This window comes from Glaciibacter kafniensis (assembly GCF_039538945.1).
GTDB classification, from domain to species: domain Bacteria; phylum Actinomycetota; class Actinomycetes; order Actinomycetales; family Microbacteriaceae; genus Cryobacterium; species Cryobacterium kafniensis.
Map to the genome: position 1 here is coordinate 47,719 of NZ_BAABCN010000018.1, position 20,808 is coordinate 68,526.

At 63.4% G+C, this 20,808-nt stretch carries 16 protein-coding genes; all 16 read left to right on the plus strand.

Annotated features, from left to right (window positions below; translation table 11 throughout):
• Positions 1-21: 21 nt before the first annotated feature.
• The 16 genes from ABD791_RS20720 (at position 22) to ABD791_RS20795 (ending at position 20,807) form a co-directional block, all read left to right on the plus strand.
• Positions 22-870: a PP2C family protein-serine/threonine phosphatase gene (locus ABD791_RS20720; protein ID WP_345069838.1), complete on the plus strand. Its 849-nt coding sequence runs from the start codon at positions 22-24 to the stop codon at positions 868-870.
• Positions 871-886: 16 nt separating this feature from the next.
• On the plus strand, positions 887-1,600 hold the full coding sequence (locus ABD791_RS20725) for a hypothetical protein (RefSeq protein WP_345069840.1): 714 nt from the start codon (positions 887-889) through the stop codon (positions 1,598-1,600).
• 53 nt (positions 1,601-1,653) lie between these two features.
• A complete protein-coding gene (locus ABD791_RS20730) occupies positions 1,654-3,159 on the plus strand; it encodes a variant leucine-rich repeat-containing protein (RefSeq protein ID WP_345069841.1) in 1,506 nt (501 codons plus the stop codon).
• A gap of 77 nt (positions 3,160-3,236) precedes the next feature.
• A complete protein-coding gene (locus tag ABD791_RS20735; RefSeq protein ID WP_345069842.1) occupies positions 3,237-5,129 on the plus strand; it encodes a DUF7937 domain-containing protein in 1,893 nt (630 codons plus the stop codon).
• A gap of 177 nt (positions 5,130-5,306) precedes the next feature.
• A complete protein-coding gene (locus ABD791_RS20740; RefSeq protein ID WP_345069843.1) occupies positions 5,307-8,588 on the plus strand; it encodes a M66 family metalloprotease in 3,282 nt (1,093 codons plus the stop codon).
• A 328-nt stretch (positions 8,589-8,916) separates the two neighbouring features.
• Positions 8,917-10,587, plus strand: coding sequence for a GspE/PulE family protein (locus ABD791_RS20745; RefSeq protein WP_345069844.1), 1,671 nt, complete (start codon positions 8,917-8,919; stop codon positions 10,585-10,587).
• Positions 10,588-10,626: 39 nt separating this feature from the next.
• Positions 10,627-12,663: a type IV pilus twitching motility protein PilT gene (locus ABD791_RS20750; RefSeq protein ID WP_345069845.1), complete on the plus strand. Its 2,037-nt coding sequence runs from the start codon at positions 10,627-10,629 to the stop codon at positions 12,661-12,663.
• On the plus strand, positions 12,663-13,892 hold the full coding sequence (locus tag ABD791_RS20755; RefSeq protein ID WP_345069846.1) for a type II secretion system F family protein: 1,230 nt from the start codon (positions 12,663-12,665) through the stop codon (positions 13,890-13,892). Before ABD791_RS20750 ends, ABD791_RS20755 begins: the two co-directional genes overlap by 1 nt.
• 182 nt (positions 13,893-14,074) lie before the next feature.
• Positions 14,075-14,527, plus strand: coding sequence for a type IV pilin protein (locus ABD791_RS20760; RefSeq protein WP_345069847.1), 453 nt, complete (start codon positions 14,075-14,077; stop codon positions 14,525-14,527).
• A 207-nt stretch (positions 14,528-14,734) separates the two neighbouring features.
• Positions 14,735-15,205: a type IV pilin protein gene (locus tag ABD791_RS20765; RefSeq protein ID WP_345069849.1), complete on the plus strand. Its 471-nt coding sequence runs from the start codon at positions 14,735-14,737 to the stop codon at positions 15,203-15,205.
• A gap of 120 nt (positions 15,206-15,325) precedes the next feature.
• Positions 15,326-15,985 carry a prepilin-type N-terminal cleavage/methylation domain-containing protein gene (locus tag ABD791_RS20770; protein WP_345069851.1) on the plus strand — a complete coding sequence of 220 codons (660 nt, stop codon included), beginning with the start codon at positions 15,326-15,328 and terminating at the stop codon, positions 15,983-15,985.
• A gap of 52 nt (positions 15,986-16,037) precedes the next feature.
• A complete protein-coding gene (locus ABD791_RS20775; RefSeq protein ID WP_345069852.1) occupies positions 16,038-16,613 on the plus strand; it encodes a type II secretion system protein in 576 nt (191 codons plus the stop codon).
• A 5-nt stretch (positions 16,614-16,618) separates the two neighbouring features.
• Complete coding sequence (locus tag ABD791_RS20780; RefSeq protein ID WP_345069853.1) at positions 16,619-18,205, plus strand: hypothetical protein; 1,587 nt, start codon at positions 16,619-16,621, stop codon at positions 18,203-18,205.
• Positions 18,202-19,062, plus strand: coding sequence for a prepilin peptidase (locus tag ABD791_RS20785; protein ID WP_345069854.1), 861 nt, complete (start codon positions 18,202-18,204; stop codon positions 19,060-19,062). The genes ABD791_RS20780 and ABD791_RS20785 overlap by 4 nt, the downstream gene beginning before the upstream one ends.
• A gap of 33 nt (positions 19,063-19,095) precedes the next feature.
• A complete protein-coding gene (pilM, locus tag ABD791_RS20790) occupies positions 19,096-20,145 on the plus strand; it encodes a type IV pilus assembly protein PilM (RefSeq protein WP_345069855.1) in 1,050 nt (349 codons plus the stop codon).
• Positions 20,142-20,807, plus strand: a complete 666-nt coding sequence (locus tag ABD791_RS20795; RefSeq protein ID WP_345069856.1) for a hypothetical protein — start codon at positions 20,142-20,144, stop codon at positions 20,805-20,807. The genes pilM and ABD791_RS20795 overlap by 4 nt, the downstream gene beginning before the upstream one ends.
• Position 20,808 lies beyond the last annotated feature (1 nt).

The following is a 20,808-nucleotide window of genomic DNA, read 5'->3' on the forward strand; positions in this document are numbered from 1 at the left end:
GTGGTTATCTCGGCGACAGCGATGGCAGCCACGGTGAGTCTCTCCGCGGGCTCTCGCACCGACGTGGGGCGCAAACGCACCACCAATGAGGATTCGGTGCTCGCCCTGGCTCCGGTGTTCATCGTCGCCGATGGGATGGGCGGTCACGAAGCCGGCGACCTCGCGAGCGACGCAGTGGTCACCCAGTTTCTGCCGTTGGTCGGTCGAAACGATGTCACGGCCGAGGAGGTCGCCACCGCGGTCGAGAGAACCCATGCCGCGGTGCGGGTGATCGCCGCCGAAACGACGCGGGGTGCCGGAAGCACCCTGACCGGCGTGGTGCTGGTGACGCAGAGCGGCCGCCCGTGCTGGTTGGTGCTCAACATCGGCGACTCGCGCGTCTACCGGCTCGTCGGCAACTCGCTCGCCCAGCTCACCGTCGACCACTCGCTGGCCCAAGAGATGGTGGCCGCCGGCACCCTCAAACCTGAAGACGTGGCACGGTTCGCCCGCCGCAATGTCATCACTCGGGCGGTTGGCGCCCCCGACAGTCCCGCCGACTATTGGTTGTATCCGGTGACCACCGGCGAACGACTCCTGCTCTGCTCGGACGGCCTGAGCGGTGAGCTCAGCGATGAGACGATTCGTGCCGGCTTGACTCTTGGCGGCGGCACCCAACAGACGGCCGATCTTCTGCTCGCCCAGGCGCTCGAACGAGGCGGGCGTGACAACGTCTCGCTGATCGTGATCGACGTCGTTGCCGGCGGGGAGTCCGCATCCGGCGGAATGTCGACAGCGTCGCTGCTCAGCACCGATGACGCGACCGTCGATGTGCGGTTGGGTGACACGCAGGAAGTCCCCGGACGACGAGGGCGTCCCCGTGCGACCTGACGATGAGGGGAGTGTCGTGATTCCAGACGACGACGAGACGCGCCTCGTGCGGCGCGATATCGACGACGAGACACGGCTGGTTCGGCGGGATGTTGTTGACGACGACACTCGCTTCGTGCGGCGAGATGTCAACCCTGACGACGACTCGGTTGAGCCGGAAGACGACCAGACCAGGGTCGTCGACCGCCGCTCGGTCGACCCTGAAACCGACCAGACCAGGGTCGTCAACCGGCACTCGGTCGACGAGACGCGGATCGTTCGAGCGCCTATCGCTCCCGACAGCGATGAGTCGACCCGACTCCGTGCCCGCGGAGCGGGAGTTGCCTTCGACATCGATCCCGATCGCACGCAGTTGAGCACCCGGCCGACCGGGCAGACGCGGCACAATGCGGCCCCAGCGGCGTCTGCCTCACGAGCGAACCCAGCCGGCGTTCCGCTTGGCGTTGCGGCCGGTGTTCTTGCCGGCCTTTCGCATCCGCCCGACGCCCCGATCGGGTCGACAGCGATCTACGGCGTGCGCGCGCCAGAGCCTTCCGCCCCGATTCAGCGCCTTGAGCTCGGCGCCGACCATCCACCGGTCGTGCTGCCGGCAACCGCCGAACAGATCAGGCAGGTCAGCGGCACCCGTGCCCGCCGGCGCAGCGTGGTGGCCATCAGTGTGATCGTGGTCGCAACCGCCATCGTTGCCGGCGCTGCGATTGTCGCCGCCATCGTGATTTTGGGGCTGTGACTCACGGTGCAGCCCGTCAACCCAGAACCTAGTGAAACGAAAGACGTCACCTCATGAGTGTGCTGAACCATCCCTTCTACGCTGAGGCGGCGCATCCGCTCACCCCACAGGCACGGTTGGCCGAACTCGCTGCCGCGTACCCCGAGCTGCACCCGGTGATCGCCTCGAACCCGGCCTGCTACCCGGGATTGCTGGCCTGGATGCGTGAACACGGCACGCTGGCGCCGGTGGCGGAGCAGCAGGCTGTCGCGCAGCAGCCCGTAGAGCTGCCGGTCGAGCAGCCGAACCCGTTCGGTTCAACGACGGTGAAGACCAGGCCCGCTCTCGGCAAGAAGCCGCTCCTGATCGGCGGTGCGATCGCCCTCGTGGTGCTGCTGGTCGGTGGCGGCACGTGGGCCTACGCCGCAATCTCCTCGAAACTCGGGGGCGCGTCGACGCCGCAGGCCGCGGTGGAGAAGCTTCTGAACGGGGCTGCCGACCTCGACCCATTGAGCGTCTACGGTGCGCTCTCGCCGGCCGAGGTGGAGTCGTTCCAAGCCTCGTTTGAGAAGCTCGGCGAACTCACGACCGAAGCCCCGGACGGCGCACAAGTCAATTACCAGAAGCAGCTCGAAGAGATGATGTCGCTGACCCAGGTCTCGCTCGACGGACTGCGCTTTGAGGTCGAGGAGATCGACGATGAGATCGCCGCTGTCGCGGTGACGGGCGGCGAACTGCGTGTCGATGCCGACCCCGAGAAGCTGGCGGATGCCTACTTCGAGATGATGAAGCCTCAGCTGATCGCTCAGTACACGGAGTGGGGTTTTTCGGACGAAGAGATCGAAGACGTCGTTGACGAGGCACGTAGCAGCGCCGTCGATGGCCTGGCCGACACCTTTCCCTACTCGTTGACGGCGGGCGAGATCGGCGAGGAGATCGGGCATGACCCCACAATCATCGCGGTCAAAGAAGGCAACTCCTGGTACGTCAGCCCGCTGCTGACCATGGGAGAACTGATGTATCAGTCACGCGGCACCGGCCAACCACGGGGCACACTCGTCGCAAAAGCCGAGACGTTTGCGACGCCGGAAGAAGCTCTCGACGGGTTCGCGCAGGGAGCCGTCGAGTACCTGAATACCGGAGAGCCAGCGGCTCTTGCCCGGTCATTGCCCCTGGCCGAACGCCGATTGTTGAGCCTGTACGGTGAGGCTGCGGGGCTCGGACAGGGCCTGTCGCTGGAGGTCGCTGACGTCTCGGCCAGCAGCGTGAAAGCGGGCGACATCGCCCGCATCGAACTCGAGAATCTCGCCATTTCTGGCGGGTCCGGGTACCGCGCCTGGTCGGTCGAGGTCTCCGGCGTTTGCGCGCAGGCGAACGGATCGTCACCCGCATGCCTCGACGATGTACCGCTGCTCGACAAGCTCGGCGCGGTCGACCTCCAACTGATCGCGGTGAAGCAAAGCTCCGGCTGGTTTGTCAGCCCGGTGCGCACCGTGTCGGATGCTGCGGCAATCGTCATGGACAACCTGGTGACCCTGAGTAACAGGGGCGAACTCGAGGATCTGCTCGCCAGCAACTGACCCGAGCCGGTTACCGCCGCTCGCCCCGTCGGTTTCGCGCGGCGCCGCATCCTCGCCTCGACCAGATTGGACACATCATGACTTTCGACCCCACCGCCGCTCAGCCCCACGCCCAGGTGCCCATGCCCGCTTACTCACAGCCGCAGGCTGCTGACCAACAGTTCGGCGCGCCTCAGCCCCAGTTCGTTGCACGCGCCCCGCGCCCCAATCCGTTTGTGGGCGTTCCGCTCTCCGATTGGGTGCGCGACGGCGGTGCACTGTTGCTGTTGCTGATCTCGCTGGCGCTACCGTGGACAATCCGCGCTGACGACCTCGATTCGGTGCGGCTTGTGGCGGCATCGGGTCGCGTCGAAGTCATCCTGATCACGCTGCTGTCGGTGTTCTCGCTCAGCCTGACCTACCTGGCACGCGCCGGTGTTTTTGGGCCCACGGTCGGAACCCAGCAGATCTGGCTCTTTCGACTGCTCGCGAACCTCCCGTACTTTCTGCTCGTCGTCGTCTACATCGTCATCGACGCGGTGCGCGCCGAACCGCTCTCCGGTCTCGGCTACGCCGCAGCGCTCGGCCTGGCCGGCGCCTTTCTGGCGGCCCAGCCGCGTGCGGCGGAGGTCGTGGGAATCGGGGCCGACCACCCGGTTGCCCGGCTCTGGCAGCGCATTGCCCTCGGCTACGCCGTCTTCGGCGGCCTCACCGCATTCGCCGCGCTGATCTTCGGCGTGTTGTCGACCGTGGACAGCTCGATCTCGCCCCTCATGCTCCTCTCGATGATCGTTACTCTGCTCTTTGGCGCTACGGCCGTTCTCGTGCCTCTCATCGGCGTCATCCGTGGCAAGGCGATCTGGCTCACGATCGCCCGGGCGGTCGGTGGGATGGCCGTTGGCGTGGTGATCATCAACGCATTCACCGGGTTCACCCTGGCATTCGCCGGAATTGAGAGCCTGCGCGGCGGGGGCTATCTGATTGTTCTGGCGACCGGACTGCTCGGCCTCGCCTCCTCGCCGGCACTGACGGCGACCATGAAGCCGCTTTCGGCATTGACACGGTGGTTCGGTGTCGCCTCCACGAGTTTCGTGCTCATCATCGTGGTTGCCGGATTCACCCTGTTTCTGTCGGTTTTCACTCTGCTCGCGTATGGCGCCAACACGTCGACGACGGGCCTCTCGATCGGCACCATCGTTGTGATGGTCGCTGTCATGGTCATCGCGACGATCGCTCGAGCCTTCCTGCGCTCGAACCCGGCGGGGAGCCAATGGTTGGTCTTGGGTCTCCTCGGAGTGATCGTGGTGCTCGGCATCGTCAACATCGTGATTCGCAACGTGATCCCGTCGGTGGGAACCAGCGAAGACTTGGTCAGGATGCTTATCGCAAACGGGGCTTTCCAGGGGGTTTCGCTCTTCTCCTACTCGATGTTCTTCGTGGAATCGACCTGGAGCCTCGTGCTCGCCTTCGGACTTCCCACGCTCGCAATCGTCGCGCTGACGATTCCGGCTGACGTGCGCGCCTACTACCGGCAGTACGCGCCCGTGCGGCAGCCGACGGCCGGGGCGCCGGTGGGGTATCAGGCGGCTGGGCTGCAGGTGCCTGGGTATCAGGCGGCTGCGATGCAATCCGGTGTCACCGCTCCTGTGCCGGGGCAGGTCGCACCCGCGCAGCTTGTGCCCACTCCGGTCGTGTCGGCGCAATTCGTTGCTGAGCAGGTGGCGCCCGCGCTGGTCGTTCCCACCCCGGTTCCGGCAACGGATGTCGCCCCGTTCGCCCCGCAGACATCGCCTGTGATGCGCGTGGCGCTGTCTGAAGCCGCCGACCCGGCGACATCCGTCGAGCGTCTCTTCGCCATCGCATCCGAGAATCCCGGGGCGTGGCCGGATCTCGCGGCCAACCCCAGCACCTACCCCGACTTGGTGCAGTGGCTGGCTCAGTCGCCCGACCCGCGAGTACAGCAGGCTCTGCGGGCACGCAACCCGGCATAGTCGCTGGCACACAGGGTACGTGCCAGATGCCGTCTGGCCTACCCCCAATCCGGGGCGCCAGCTTGTTTCGCTCTGTTGAGCGACGCCATACTGGGCTTCGCACGCCAGTGAAGGCGGGTATGACTAACCCGCCAGCGTTTACGTGTTTGGGGGAACCGACCCTGAACGAAAGCACACATGCGCCATTCAAACCGTAACTCCCGTTTCAAGTGGCGCTGGGTCGCCATTGCCGGGGCCGGTGCCCTCCTCCTGGGGATGAGCGCGTGCAGCGCTATCAGCGCATCGGTGGATGCCGCATCCCACGTCTCCGCGGCTGCCAAGCGGTCGGCGATCGCGTCGCCGACGGATGATGGGGCTCAGGCCACCCACGCCCCGAGCGCCGCTGAGCCGAAGAGCGTCGCCGCGCCAGAGGGCGTTGCCGAACCCAAGGCCAGTGACACGGGAATCGCTCCCGGCGGTGGATCAAACTACAAGGCGAAAGACGAGGCGCCCGTCGCCAACGTGGAGTTGCCGACGGTGACCCCGAAGCCGACTGCGAAGCCGACTGCGAAGCCGACTGCGAAGCCGACCACGAAGCCGACCACGAAGCCAAAGCCGACCACGAAGCCAAAGCCGACCACGAAGCCGAAGCCGACCACGAAGCCGCAGCCGACCACAAAGCCGAAGCCGACCACAAAGCCAAAGCCGACTGCGACGCCCAGCGCGACAGCTGCGCCGAGCGCATCGCCGACCGCGACCCCGACGCCGGAGCCGACTGCAACGCCGACCCCGGAGCCGATCGTAACCCCGACTCCGGAGCCGCCCGTGACGCCGACGCCGGAGCCGATCGTAACCCCGACGCCGGAGCCGATCGTAACGCCGACTCCGGAGCCGACCGTGACGCCGACGCCGGAGCCGACCGCAACGCCGACGCCAACCCCGACCCTCCCGCCGCTTGAGGACTACGACCTGTCGAGCCTTCCTTCCCTGGGTTTCTACGACACCACGGACACCGGCGCCGAGCGTGCCCTGCGCAACGACCTGTCCGGTGCGCTGAGCGGCCAGGTTCAGTTCGCCCAGAGCCACACCATCAATGCGAGCGGAAACACGGCCAAGAAAATGCCGTCCCTTGTCACCAGCCGTGAGGCGCTGCTGTTGTTCTCTCCGGAGAAGATCGCGAAGTCGGTATCCGTCGAAGTCAGCATGAACGGAGTGGTTGTCAGCACGATTGCGCTCGACGATCCGAGCAAGATCCCGCTCTCCGACATGGTCATCACCGGCAACCGAGAAGACGTCGTCTACACGCGCAAGGCCTGGACGACCACGCTGCCGTATGACGTCATGAAGACCGGATTGTCGCTGAAGTTCACGACCAACACGGGCGAGACCGGCGTGCTGGCCGCAGACAAATTCGAGTTCGCTGCCCCCAAGGAGCTCATCATCAACTCGATCGAGTTGGGAATGCTCACGGATGCGCCGACGTCCTCCGGCCACTACCTACTGAACCAGCCGGAAGAGGCAGGGGCTGACTACTTCCAGACGGTGCCCGTCGCGAAGATGATCATCGCAAAGTACGAATCGGTGAAGCTCGACAAGGTCATCGTTGCCAGCGGCACGATCTACACGGATGCCAGCGCAGTTGAAGGTGGCGTTTACAGCGGCGACATGCGCGAAAATGTGGGCAAGGCGCAGGTGAGCACGGGGATCAACCTGGCGAACTTCGGCACGTCGAGTTCCACGATGAGCCAGTCGCAGCCCGGAACGTTTAACGAGCGAATCCTTCACCACTCGGCCGGAAAGTACACCAACGGTGTCGTGAAGCACGGTCTGAGTGGCGGCAACGGCATGGCCACCCTGTATGACTCGGTCGGCAATGAGCTCAGCCACGAGCTCGGTCACTCCTACGGCCTCGGCCACTACCCCGGAACCGACAACAGCGCCACCGGTGACGCCAAGGTCATCAACGCAACCCAGAACAGTGAAAGCGGATGGGGCTACATCGCCTACCGCGATCGCATGCGATCCAACCTTGCGGGCGGTAATGCATTCCTTCCTGGTGGGTTCACGGTGAATACTGATCCCTTCCTTCAGAACTACCTGGGCATTTACAACTACAACCGCGACTCGATGTCCGGCGGCTGGGTCACCAGCACGCTGTCGAAGTACACCCACTACACGGGCTACAGCGCCAACATCATCCAGAAGGGGCTCAAGACCGTAGTACCCGACCTCGCCTACCCGAGCGGATACCGCGATTGGGATACCACGACCCAGTCGTATGTCGACGCCAAGGTTGTGAACTCGAAGTTCACTTCACCGAAGCCCAGCAAGGTCGGCGTAGCCGTCTTCTCGCTGCTCGGCGGTTACAACCCGGCCAATGAAGCCCAGACTCTGATGTACCCGGCCTTCCGCAGCAATTACGGCAACGTTTTCACTCCGGCAGCTGACGCGGTGGACACCAGCAAGGTGAGCTCCGCCCGCCAGTGCTGGATCAGCGTCACGTTCGCCGACGCTCACGTCGAGAACACGGCACTGCTGGCCACCGACGGTGTGAAGCAGTTCAACATCAACGTTGCCGACGCCGACAAGCCGACCGATGCCAGCATCCGCTGCAGCAAGGATGGCGTGACCACTCAGCTGGGCGATGCAATCACGATTGCCACAGACCTCGCACCGCTGGCACCGGCAGTCGTTGTCGGCGAAGAGCAGGGCTACAGCGCCCTGCGCACCGTCGAGATCGCCGAGCTCGAGAAGTCGCTGCAGAAGCTGGTCGGCGTCGCTGTTCCGGTCTTGTCCACAACTGCAGCAACCCAGCTGTCCAGTTGGGCTGGAGATCTCACCGGCTTGAGCGCAACATCCCTCGAGGTCGTCTCACGCATTCAGACCCAGAAGGCTACTGCGGCAGCGGTTGAATCATTCGTCAAGAAGAACAAGACGGCACTGACGGCAGGTGATTCGGCGGCCAAGGCCCAGCTGGTTGAGGTGTTGGCGGCGAACGGCATGACTGAAAGCGCCTCCGCGGTACTTCCGGCCGGAACAGCGCTCACTGTCGACAACGGTCGGTGCCTCATGGTTGATGACATCGGCGGCCAGAACAGCGTCGTCTCCACCGCCACGAAGGCATTGTGTGCCTCAGTCGAGGAACAGCGCTGGGTGATGGATGCTCGGGGCGCCATTCACAACATGGCGCTGCCCGGCCTCTGCCTCGCCGCAGCGACTCCGGCGACGCTCACGAAGTGCGCGGTGGCCACCCAATCACAGGTCTGGACCTGGGAGAGCGATGGTCACCTGAAGAGTGCGACGTCGACCTACCTGGACCTCAACCACCACACGCCCTTGGACATGCCAGGGATGTGGGCCAAGAGGACCTACGCCCGCCAGATCTGGGGAGGGCTGACAACAAGTTCGAACCCCGCTCTGGCCACGTTGAGCTCGACCACCCTCGCACTGCTGCACTCTCTGAAGCTCGACGCCTCATAGCGGTCTGAGGGGCGGCAACGCCTCGTAGCGCGAGATGACAGCATTGTCGTCTCGCGCTACGTCGCTTCACCCATTCGCCCGTCCAGTTGGTCGAGCCTGTCGAGACCACGCGTCACGCTCATCGACGCGCCAGAGGCGCCCGACGCACCACCCCCAGTACCCCGCGTTGACGGGGTATAACGCTGCGGCTACCCCCACTTGAGGGTATCTTGCTTGTGCTTTATATGACGCTACGCTGGTGAGCTACCCGAATTTCACCAGCGGATTGGAGACTCCCGTGCCTTCACTTTTCCGCGTTCGCAACAACACCTCACCCGAGGAGGTTCGCGTGCCAACTCTCACCGAAATTCTTATTCTTCACGGCATCCTTCCAATCGAACATCTTGATTCGCTGATGGCCGGCGATCCGGCCGACGAATCGGCGGTGCGAGCGCTTGTCGAGAGCGGTGTGATCAGCGAAGCCCAGTTTGCGAAAGCCCGTGCCGCCCAAGCCGGCCTCGCATTCGTCGAGCTTCTCGACTACCCCGTCGATCGACTCGCCGTTGCCCTCGTTCCTGCGTCGGTCTGCCAGCGGCACGAGATTCTGCCCATCACGATCGAGGGCGGGCGCATCGTGCTCGCCATGGTCGACCCCGGCAACGTCTTCGCCATCGACGATGTGCGCGCCGCTGCCGGCATGCAGGTCATTCCCGTCGTCGCCGAACGTTCCGACCTGCTCGCCGCCATCGGGCGTTTTCACCGCGTCGACGACGAGCTCTCCAATCTCACCACCACCATGCAAGAAGAGAGTGCCGCCGTCGAGGCCAGCACTTTCGGCGTGGCCGATTCGATCGACGACGACGCCCCCATCGTGCGTTTCGTGAATCTCCTGGTCAGCCAGGCCATTCAAGACAAGGCCTCCGATATTCACATCGAGCCCGGCGAGCACGAGTTGCGTGTGCGCTACCGCATCGACGGAGTGCTGCACGAGATGCGGGCCGCGCCCAAGAGCATCCAGAACGGCGTCATCTCACGCCTCAAGATCATGAGCGATATCGACATCGCCGAGCGCCGCAAACCTCAGGACGGCCGGATGTCGGTCAGTCACGGTGGTCGCAAAATCGACTTGCGTGTCGCCACCCTCCCCACCGTGTGGGGCGAAAAAGTCGTCATGCGTATTCTCGACAACTCGAACACGACCATGAGCCTGCGTTCGCTGAGCCTGCTCGAGCGCAACTTTCAGGCCTACCAGGCGTCGTATTCCAAGCCATACGGCATGATCCTCGTCACCGGCCCAACTGGTTCAGGCAAGTCGACGACCCTCTACACGACCCTCAATGCCGTCGCGAAGCCCGAGATCAACGTCATCACCGTTGAAGACCCGGTCGAGTACCGCATGGCCGGCATCAACCAGGTGCAGGTGAACCCGAAGGCGGGCCTCACGTTCGCCAGCGCCTTGCGCTCGATTCTGCGTAGCGACCCGGATGTCGTCTTGCTCGGTGAGATCCGCGACCACGAGACCGCGCAGATCGCCATCGAAGCCTCGTTGACCGGCCACCTCGTTCTGTCGACCCTGCACACCAACGACGCGCCGAGCGCGATCACCCGGCTCACCGAGATGGGAATCGAACCGTTCCTGGTCGGGTCGGCCCTGGACTGCATCGTCGCCCAGCGCCTCGCCCGTCGCCTCTGCGACCGGTGCAAGCAGCCGGCTGCCTATTCGGCCGAGCAGCTCTCTCAGCTCAAGTTCGGGTTCGACCCGTCGCTGCCGTTGCCTGCACTCTGGCAGCCCATCGGGTGCCAAAGCTGCTCGAAGACGGGTTATCGCGGGCGCCTCGCGATCCATGAGGTGATGACCGTCTCCGAGGACATCGAGCGGCTCGCCGTTGCTCGCGCATCGAGCGCTGAGATCGGCCGGCTGGCGCGTTCCGAAGGAATGCTCACGCTGCGAGAAGACGGCTGGGAGAAGGCCAAAATGGGCCTGACCTCGGTGGAAGAGATTTTGCGAGTTGTCGCATAATGACGGCCCGCACGCTGAACACGCTGAAAGGAATCCTTCATGGACAAGCCGATTTTTGAGATTCCGGTGACTCCTCCGGGCGATGACTACAACGGTCTCGAAGGCTGGGCGCCTGCGCCTGCGCCGGCACAGGCGGCCGCAACTGACCTGGGCGCCGAACGCCCGACTTTCGAATCGCTCCTGGCCGAGTTGACCAAGCAATCAGCTGCGCCGTTGCCCTCCGCAGCCACGCCGGTCGGCTCGGGGGCCCCCGCCAGCTCGTGGTCGCTCGAGGCGTTGGCCGCCGATGCGGCAGCCGCAGAGGCCAACGATTCGATCGAGTCGATCGACGCGCTGTTCGCGAAAGCGGAGGACGCCCCCACCGCCGCATTCCCCGTTATTGAGCTCGACGACTCTGCGCCCTACCTCATCCCGGTTCCGCCGACGGCGTTCTCCCCGCGGTTCGACCTCGCGCCTCCCTCTCCTCCTGCTCCTCCCGCGCCTCTCGTGTCCGATGCCCCAGTTCACCTCACCGCCGACCCGCCATTTCTGCCGAACGCTGCCGCCTACCTGATCCCGCTCCCGCACGTAGCGGTTGTTGAAGCGGATGTCCCCGCCGCCATTCCGACGCCGGCCCTGCTCGCCGAGCCTTCCACTGAAACCACGGCTTTCGCCGTGCAGTCGAGTGCGGCCGCCGAGTTTCCGCCGCAGTCGGCAATTGACGGTATCGACCAGGCAGCGCCGCGCATCGTTCCGACCGGACGCCGTGCCGCACTGTCCCTCGAAGCCGACGCTGACGCGGCAGCCGAGATCGCCGAGATCGTGCCTGAGACCACGCTTCTCGCCACTACCCCACTGGCTACTCCGCTGGCCTTTGTCGCGCCCGCTGCCGTCGAGCCCGCTGTCGTCGCACCCGCGCTCGCTGTCACCGCGCCGTCAGCACGCCAGCAGGCAGACCCCGACCTCGTCGCCGCGTTGCACGAGGTCGTTCACCAGAACGCCTCAGACTTGCACGTGACTGTCGGTGCGCCTCCCAGCATCCGTGTCGACGGTGGCCTGCGTGCCCTCGAAGGAGCGAACACGTGGATGGTCGACAAGGTCACGAGTGCGCTCTACAGCCTGCTCACCGAGGAGCAGAAGGAGAAATTCGAGCGCGAGCACGAACTCGACTTCGCCTTCGCGGCTGGCGGAGCCCGCTTCCGCGTCAACTACTACCTGCAGCGCAACTCGGTCGGTGGGGCATTTCGTCTGATCCCGCGCGAGATCAAGCAGCTGAAAGACCTCGGTGTTCCGGAGACAGTGGGGCGGTTCAGCACCCTCCCGCGTGGATTGGTGCTCGTCACCGGTCCGACCGGTTCGGGCAAGTCGACCACACTCGCCGCGCTGATCGACCTCGTCAACCGCACCAGGGCCGACCACATCGTCACCGTGGAAGACCCGATCGAGTTCTTGCACCATCACCAGAAGTCGTTGGTCAACCAGCGTGAGGTCGGCCACGACACCCACAGCTTTGCCGCAGCGCTCAAGCACGTGCTGCGCCAAGACCCCGACGTCATCCTGATCGGTGAGCTTCGAGACCTCGAGACCATCTCGGTGGCCCTGACCGCAGCCGAGACGGGCCACCTGGTCTTCGCCACCCTGCACACGCAGGATGCCGCGCAGACGATCGACCGTGTCATCGACGTGTTCCCACCCCATCAGCAGGGCCAGGTGCGCGCCCAGCTCGCGGCAACCCTGCAGGGCGTGGTGTGTCAGACGCTGGTCAAGAAGGCATCCGGCCGTGGCCGTGTCGTCGCGACTGAGATTCTCACGATGACTCCGGCCATCGCGAACCTCGTGCGTGAGGGCAAGACCTATCAGATCGCCTCGATGATGCAGGCCGGCCGCGACTCCGGAATGCACACCATGGATCAGCACCTGGCCGACCTCGTCAACAGCGGGCAGATCACCCGCAGGGCCGCCGAGGAGAAGGCGCATGACCCGGCCGGGCTGACTCGCCTGATCCACCGTGTGGAGTCACCCACCGATGCGTCGGCTCGGGCCATTGCTGCCAGCGACATCGACTTCGGCGACGCGTACTCGCAGGTGTCGCACTAGTGGCTTCCGCGCAGGCCTACGCATACACCGGGCGCGACGCCAAGGGCAAGGCCGTCAAGGGCAGAGTGGATGCCTCGAGCGAGGGCGCAGTCGCCAGCCGCCTGCAGACGATGGGCATCTCACCCATCTCCATCACCGAAGCGGCGGAGGGGACGGGGCTCAACAAGGAGATCAACATCCCCGGCTTCACCAAGGGTGTCGGCCTCAAGGACCTCGCCATCATGAGCCGTCAGATGGCGACCATGATCGGGTCGGGGCTGTCGCTGCTGCGCACGCTCAACATCCTGGCCGGGCAGACCGAGAGCAAGCCGTTGGCCAAAATCCTGGCCAAGGTGCGTGACGACGTCGAGACCGGAACCTCGATTTCGGATGCCTTCGGCAAGCACAGCGAAGAGTTTCCGCCGATCATGATCAACATGGTGCGTGCCGGTGAGACCGGCGGGTTCCTCGACGGTGCCCTGGAGTCCATCGCCGCCAACTTCGAAAAAGAAGTGAAGCTGAGAAACACGATCAAGTCGGCGCTGACCTACCCAGTGCTTGTGCTGATCATGTCGCTGTGTGCAGTGCTCGTCATGCTCATCTTCATCGTGCCGATCTTCAAAGACATGTTCGAGGGGCTCGGCAGCAAGCTGCCGGCGCCAACTCAATTCCTGGTCGTGCTGTCGGAATCAATGATCTGGGTGGTTCCCATTCTGCTGGTGGTGGGTATCTCCTTCGCGGTGTGGTGGAGCAAGAACAAGCACACGCTCGCTGTGCGCAAGGTTAAAGACCCGATCATGCTGAAGCTCCCGGTGTTCGGGCCGCTTTTGCAGAAGGTGGCCGTCGCCCGATTCGCTCGCAACTTCTCCAACATGATCGGCGCCGGTGTGCCCATCTTGCAGGCCCTCAAGATCGTGGGGGAGACCTCAGGTAACTGGGTGATCGAGAACGCCCTCAACGAGGTCGCTGAATCGGTGCGGCAGGGGCAGTCGATCTCCGGTCCGCTGCTCGCGCAGCCGGTCTTCCCTCCGATGGTCACACAGATGATCGCAGTGGGTGAGGACGCCGGGTCGCTGGAGATCATGCTGAACAAGATCGCTGACTTCTACGACGACGAAGTGCAGGCATCGACTGAGCAGCTCACCGCGGCGATTGAGCCGCTGATGATCGCCTTTCTGGGTGTCATCATCGGTGGCATGGTTATCGCGCTGTACATGCCGATTTTCAGCATCGCCTCTGCCGTGAAATAGCCGCCTGAGGCCGGCTCCGAGGCCAAAAAACCGGCTCAGGGCCCTCTTGAAGTCATCTGCACCCCAGAACTGGGGGCATATTTGGGCCAATTGACCCTCAATAGTGGGTCATCCTGATAACTGCCCGCAAATATGCTGGAAGGCCGATCGCGCCCGATGGCCGGTTCCTTGCCCCCGAATGAATGGACACCACTGTGCTCGCAAAAAGCCTCGCGAAACTCGAACGCCGCCGCAACAACCCCGACGAGAACCAGAAGGGCTTCACGCTCATCGAACTCCTCGTCGTCGTCATCATCATCGGCATCCTGGCCGCTATCGCCATCCCCGTGTTCCTGAACCAGCGTGAGAGCGCCTGGAAGGCCTCGGTCGGATCCGACCTCAAGAACGCGGCCATCGTGGTGGAGACCTATGGGACCAACAACAACGGTTCGTACAAGAGCTTCGCTGCGGCGGCGGGCACTGCAACTGAAATCAAGGCTTCAGCCGGCAACACCATCACCGTGAAGATCGCTGGCGACTTCAACAGCTACTCCATTTTGGGAACGAACTCAAACATCACCAACGGCGGACAGCTCTACCTGAGCGCCACCGGTGGACTCCAGACGTGGGCCGCCACAACGCCGACTCTGCCGTAAGGACCGAGCGCTCTATCTGTGCGGGTCGCGGCTTAAAGCAGTGGCCCGCACAGATCCCATTGTGTGATTCGAGTCGCAGTGTGTGCCCCCGCGATCGGGGGCGCGTCTTACCTCAAGACACCCTCCGGTGGGACAGTGCTGAGGACGAGCGGCGAATACCTTGAAAGACCGATCGGGATCCTAGCCCGACTCCCTTCCACCTACTGAATGGAAATCACTGTGCTCGCACGAAGCCTCGCAAAGCTCGAACGTCGCCGCAAGAACCCGGAGGAGAACCAGGTGGGCTTCACGCTCATCGAACTCCTCGTTGTCGTCATCATCATCGGAATTCTGGCAGCCATCGCCATCCCCGTGTTCCTGAACCAGCGCGAGAGTGCGTGGAAGGCCTCCGTTGCTTCTGACCTCAAGAACGCTGCAATTGTTGTGGAGACCTGGGGAACGACGCACGACGGGTCGTACGCCACCTTCCTGACCGCTACTCCTGCAGGAACAGCGGACATCAAGTCTTCGGCCGGCAACACCATCACCGTAGCTATCACCGGCTCCCCCTCCGGTATGAGTTACACGATCTCGGGCACGAACTCGAATTTCGCAGCGAGTGCGGCCAACACTCAGTACTACACGAGTGCCAAGGGCGGATTGCTGAAATGGGGCGCGGCACTGCCGGCTGGTTCCTAGGCTCTTAGCGCGGTGTTGTGGGGCGTCGCTGGAGCGGCGCCCCGCATTGCCCTCATTGTCTGCATTACTCGTATCACCCGTATCACCCGCATCACCCTCCAACCCCCGCAAGGAGACCCCGTGAAGTCCGTCGTGCAACGACTGCGCCAACGCGCACGCACCGACGACTCCGGTATGACCCTCATCGAGGTGATCGTCGCGATCAGCCTGATCGGCATCATCGCTACGGCGGCGATCGGCCTCAGCATCACCAGCCAAAAGGGCACCTCGGTTCAACAGCGCAAGGAACTCGCTGTGACAATCGCCAGCGACGCCATGGAAGCGGTAAATGCCCGGTCGGGCGCGACGGAACCGCTGACGGGGCTGAACTATCTCCTCACCGGGCGCACGCAAGGAGACGTCCTAACAGCATGGAACGCCAATACGGGAGTGAGTGGTCTTGCCACGACCTACCCGGGTTGGGATCCCGGCGCGACGTCGACGTCGACGATGGCCCTTGATATTTTGAAGACTGTCAGCCGCAGCGGCACGACCTACTCGGTCTACACCCTGATCGGCACGTGCTACATCTCGACGCCCGGCGGCGGAGACTGCACGAAGAATTCCCCTGGAGAAACCATCCCTCCTGCCACCATCCCAGCCGGAAAGACCCCGCTGAGTCGAGTCCTCGTGGTGGTGCGCTGGACTGCGGGCAGTGGATGCGCGGCGAGCGGATGCTCCTACCAAACGTCCAGCCTCGTCGACGCTCACGACGACCTCGTCTGGAACACCCATGATTAGATCTGCCGTGACGCAGCCATTCACCCGGTCACGTGATGCTGATGATGACGGCATGACCCTCATCGAACTCATCGTTGCAATGGGCGTCTTCATGATCTTCATCGCGATGGTCCTCACCACCATCGTGACCCTTGCGCAGAGCGCGACACGAGCCCAGTTGACCGCGGAGGCATCGAATGCTTCGCTCACGGTCTTCGGGTCATTTGACCGCCAAGCGCGTTACGCCGACGCGATCAATACACCGGGCACTAGCCCAACAGGAAAACGATATATGGAGTTCCGCACGCCGGGTAATAGTTCAGCGAGTGGCTTCACAACGTGCACGCAGTGGCGCTTCAATCCGGCACTCGGTCGCCTCGAATCCCGCTCGTGGAAAGACATCGTCGGAGTCTCCTTGCCTCCCTTCACCACCAAGTTGACCAACGTCATCGATGACGGCGGCGCAAATTATCCGTTCAAGCTCACGCTCGCTACTTCCGCGGTAACGATGCAGCAGCTCACAGTCACGCTTCACTCCGGAAACGCCAAATTGAATGCGGGCGCCTTGATGAGTTCAACCTTTGTCGCGCGCAACAGCTCAACGGCATCACCTGCCTTGGTGTGCGCGCCGTCTGGATATAGGGAGTGAAATCCGTGAATCATGTCAGGTGGCGCTCAAACCTGGAGGCTCGACTTCTGGTGCGCGGCGACGACCGCGGAGTCGCCCTGCTCACCGCCCTGATGTTCATGATCTTCGCCACCGGGCTTTCCCTGGTGCTCCTCAGCGCTATTCTCAGCCAGGCGGTTCCGGCATACACGGCCCAAAAGAACACACGCACCGTCTATGCGGCGCAAGCCGGTCTGCAGAGCGCGCTTGCCCTCATCCGCTCCGCAGACGCGGCCCCCGATGCTGCCGGAAACGTCTACGGCGTTCCGGCTGAGCTGCCGTGCAGCGCAGCCGGAAACGTCACGGCGGATACGAAGGGGGCCTCCTATTTGGTGACCTTGCAGTACTTCACTGCTGACCCCACCAGTAGGGATGCTGCCTGGCGCGCGAGCAACAAGATGGACTGTCCTGTCGCGACTGTACCGAAGTATGCCTATGTCGAATCGAGCGGGCAAGATGCGGCGATCCCCGGCAACTCCAATGCGACAGTCGGCAACCGCGCTCTGTCGGCGATCTACAAGTTCAAGACCACCAACGCCAATATCATCGGCGGCATGATCTACAACTCGAACAGTTCCTACTGCATGGAAGCTGTTGCAAAGACCGCGGGGTCAGAGATGAAGTTCGTGCCGGCTGCCCAATGTCAGGCCACCCCACTCCAGCTGTGGATTTACGCTACCGACTATGAGCTCAAGCTGGCGAGCACTGTCGCGGTGGGCTCCGTGAGCATGTGCATCACAGGACCGGTTGCAGATACTGAGTCCACACAGAAAGCGCTGCTTCAGCCCTGCCAGACGAACGACACTCGCTGGAATCAGCTGTGGAGCTGGGTCGGCGGCGGCACCTGGGCCGGGCAGCAGAAAATCATTGCAAACGGCCCGGGTACTTACTGCCTCCAGACTAGTAGCGCAGACGGCTCTAACTTGAGTTCGAAGCGGCTCGAGGTCAAAAAGTCCTGTGCGGTCGGAACCTTTCCGAACTATAGCTACCAGCCGACGGGAACCTTCAACCCGTCTCTCTCCGTCGGTGCAGGGGCGGCGGGGTACGACACGCACCAGATCGTCAACTATCAGGAATTCGGGCGCTGCGCCGATGTCACGGCCGAGGAGGATACCACTGCATACATGATCGTCTACCCGTGCAAACAGGACCCGACCGCGCTCGGTACCTACCTCAAGTGGAACCACAAGTGGTACTACACAAAGCCCCCCGAAGGATCGACGACACTGGGCCCACAACCGATCTACATCGACAACAACAAAACCAGCACCACTGTACGAAAGTGCCTCACGTCACCGGCCGTTGGGGACGTCGATGTTACCTTCACCTTGTGCAACTCGTCGTTGGATCGCCAGAAGTGGACCCGCGTTGAGAACACCGGTGATTATTCGAGCAGCTATCTTTTCGTCAATTCAGAGGGCAAATGTCTCACTGCTGATATGAGCAGTCTGCACGATTCAAAATGGTCAAAAGTGCGCGTAGCAAACTGCAACGGCTCGCTGGCCCAGAAGTGGAATGCCCCGCCCACCTACGTTGACGCGACATTTGGCGGATACCGCGAGGTCGCCCCGTGATCGCGTTACTGGTGCTCCCCGCCGTTTTCGGCCTGCTGATCGGCTCGTTCTTGAACGTGGTGGTCTACCGGGTGCCGAACGGCCTCTCGATCGTGTCGCCGCCGAGCGCCTGCCCGGCGTGCGGCAACCAGATCAAGGCCTACGACAACATCCCCGTGCTGTCGTGGGTGGCTCTGCGGGGCAAATGCCGTGCCTGCCGTGCGCCGATCTCCACCCGATACCCGCTGGTCGAAGCGGGCACCGGGCTGATGTTTGTGGCCATCGTAGTGTGGTGGATTTCGACCAGCGGAGTCGATCTGGTCGGCTTGGTTTCGACAGGCTCAACCAACGGAGGCGGCTCGACCGGCGATTTCGTCGCCTCCCTCCTCATCCTCGTGGCGTTCCTCTACCTGACCGCGGTGAGCATTGCGCTCGCGCTCATCGACCTCGATGTGCACCGACTGCCCAACGTCATTGTTCTGCCGAGCTATGTGGTTGCCGGCGTGCTGCTGGGCGGGGCAAGCATCCTGAACGGCGACTTCGAATCGCTGCTGCGCGGATGCCTGGGGCTGGCAATTCTGTGGGTCGCCTACCTGATCATGGCGCTGGCCTACCCGGGCGGCATGGGCTACGGCGACGTCAAGCTCGCCGGTGTGCTCGGGCTCTACCTCGGCTATCTGGGCTGGGGCGAACTCGTCGTCGGAGCCTTCTCGGCCTTTCTGCTCGGCGGTATCTTCGCCATCGCGCTGGTCATCGCCAAACGCGCCAATCGAAAGAGCGGTATCCCATTCGGTCCCTGGATGCTGCTGGGCGCCTGGGTCGGCATCTTTTTCGGCAACGCGGTGTGGAGCGGCTACCTGTCGCTCCTGAACCTCTAGCTGTTTCAGTTCTGTAATAAAGAGGAGTAAAACATGGCAACGAGTGTCGTAGGCATAGACATCGGTAGCCTCGCCCTGCGCGCGGTCGAAGTGGTTGACCCGGCCAAGGCAAAGCCCACGGTGGTGCGCTACCGCGAGGTGGCTCTGCCAGAGGGCGCCGTCAGTCGGGGCGAGGTCATGGAGCCGAACACCGTGGCCGGTGCCCTCAGAGAACTCTGGTCGCAAGGCGGTTTCAAGAGCAAAGATGTCGTGCTCGGCATGGGTAACCAGCGCGTGCTGGCCCGCGACCTCACCGTGCCGAAAATGTCGCTGACCCGCATCCGTGAGTCGTTACCGTTCGAAGTTCAGGACATGCTTCCGGTGTCGGTGGCCGACGCGCTGCTCGACTTCTACCCGATTTCAGAAGGCATCGGAGAGCATGGGCCGACCGTGAGCGGGCTGCTCATCGCCGCAGTCAAAGAGGCGGTGCTCGGCAATGTGAAGGCCGTCCAGATGGCCGGTCTCACCACGGTTGACGTCGACCTGATTCCCTTCGCCCTCAGCCGGGTGCTCATCACCCGGCCGCGCATGTCGGGCGTCGTTGCGCTGCTCGATATCGGCGCGCACAACTCCAGCGTGGTCATCGCCAAAGACGGAGTGCCGCAGTTCGTGCGCATCATCCCCACCGGCGGAGACGACCTCACCCAGGCACTCCGCAACGGGCTTGAAACGGATGCTGTTCAAGCAGAACGCATCAAGCGCTCCCTCGGTCTCGCCACCCAAGTGGCCACCCAAGAGGAGAAGAAGGCCGTCGAGATCATCTACCAGGTGTCCAGCGAGCAGCTCTCGAGCCTGCGAAACACGATCAACTATTTCAGCAACACCCGTCCGGGCGAATCGGTCAGCCAGATCGTGCTCAGCGGGGGTGGAGCGATGCTTCCCGGCCTGCCCGCCGCACTCGCTGAGATGACCAGAGTGAAGGTGAGCGCAGGAGACCCGTTCGCCACCGTCGCCGTCGCACGATCGATTGATGCCGATCACCTCCGAAGAAATGCCCCGTCGCTCACTGTTGCGCTCGGCCTGGCATTGGGGAGCGCAGCATGAGCCGCACAACGAAAGCCGACATCCTGATCGTCGGCGGCGAGCCCCGTGTCGACCTGCTTCCTCCCGAGGTGCGCGAGGAGCGCAAAGCGCGAGTTGTGCGCCGTCGCCTCGGGCTCAGTGTTGCCGGCGCGCTGGTTCTTGTCATTGCCGCCACCGGTGGAGCAACGGCGCTCTCGCTGCAGGCGCAGGTCGCCCTCTCCGATGAGCAGACGCGCACCACCCAGTTGCTGCAAGAGCAGAATCAGTACGTCGAGGTGCGAACGGTGCAGCAGGAGGTTTCTCTCGTGCAGGCTGCCCAGCAGGTGGGCGTCTCAACCGAGATCAACTGGAAGACCTACCTTGAGGCAGTGCAGGCAATTCTTCCGGCGAGCGTCGTGATTGACACGGTCGAGGTCGACTCTGCTTCACCCATTGCCCTCTTCGTGCAACCGACCGCTCCGTTGCAGGGCCCTCGCGTAGCCACCGTCAAGTTCACCGCGAAGAGCGCGGTGCTTCCTGACGTGCCAACCTGGCTCACCGCACTGAAGACGTTGCCCGGCTATGCCGATGCGCTGCCGGGCTCGGTCGGCCTGGATGCCGCGACCGGAACCTACACGGTAGACATCACGATGCACGTCAACGATGCCGCGTTCGCCAAGCGCTTCGAGACTGAGGGTAAGTAAT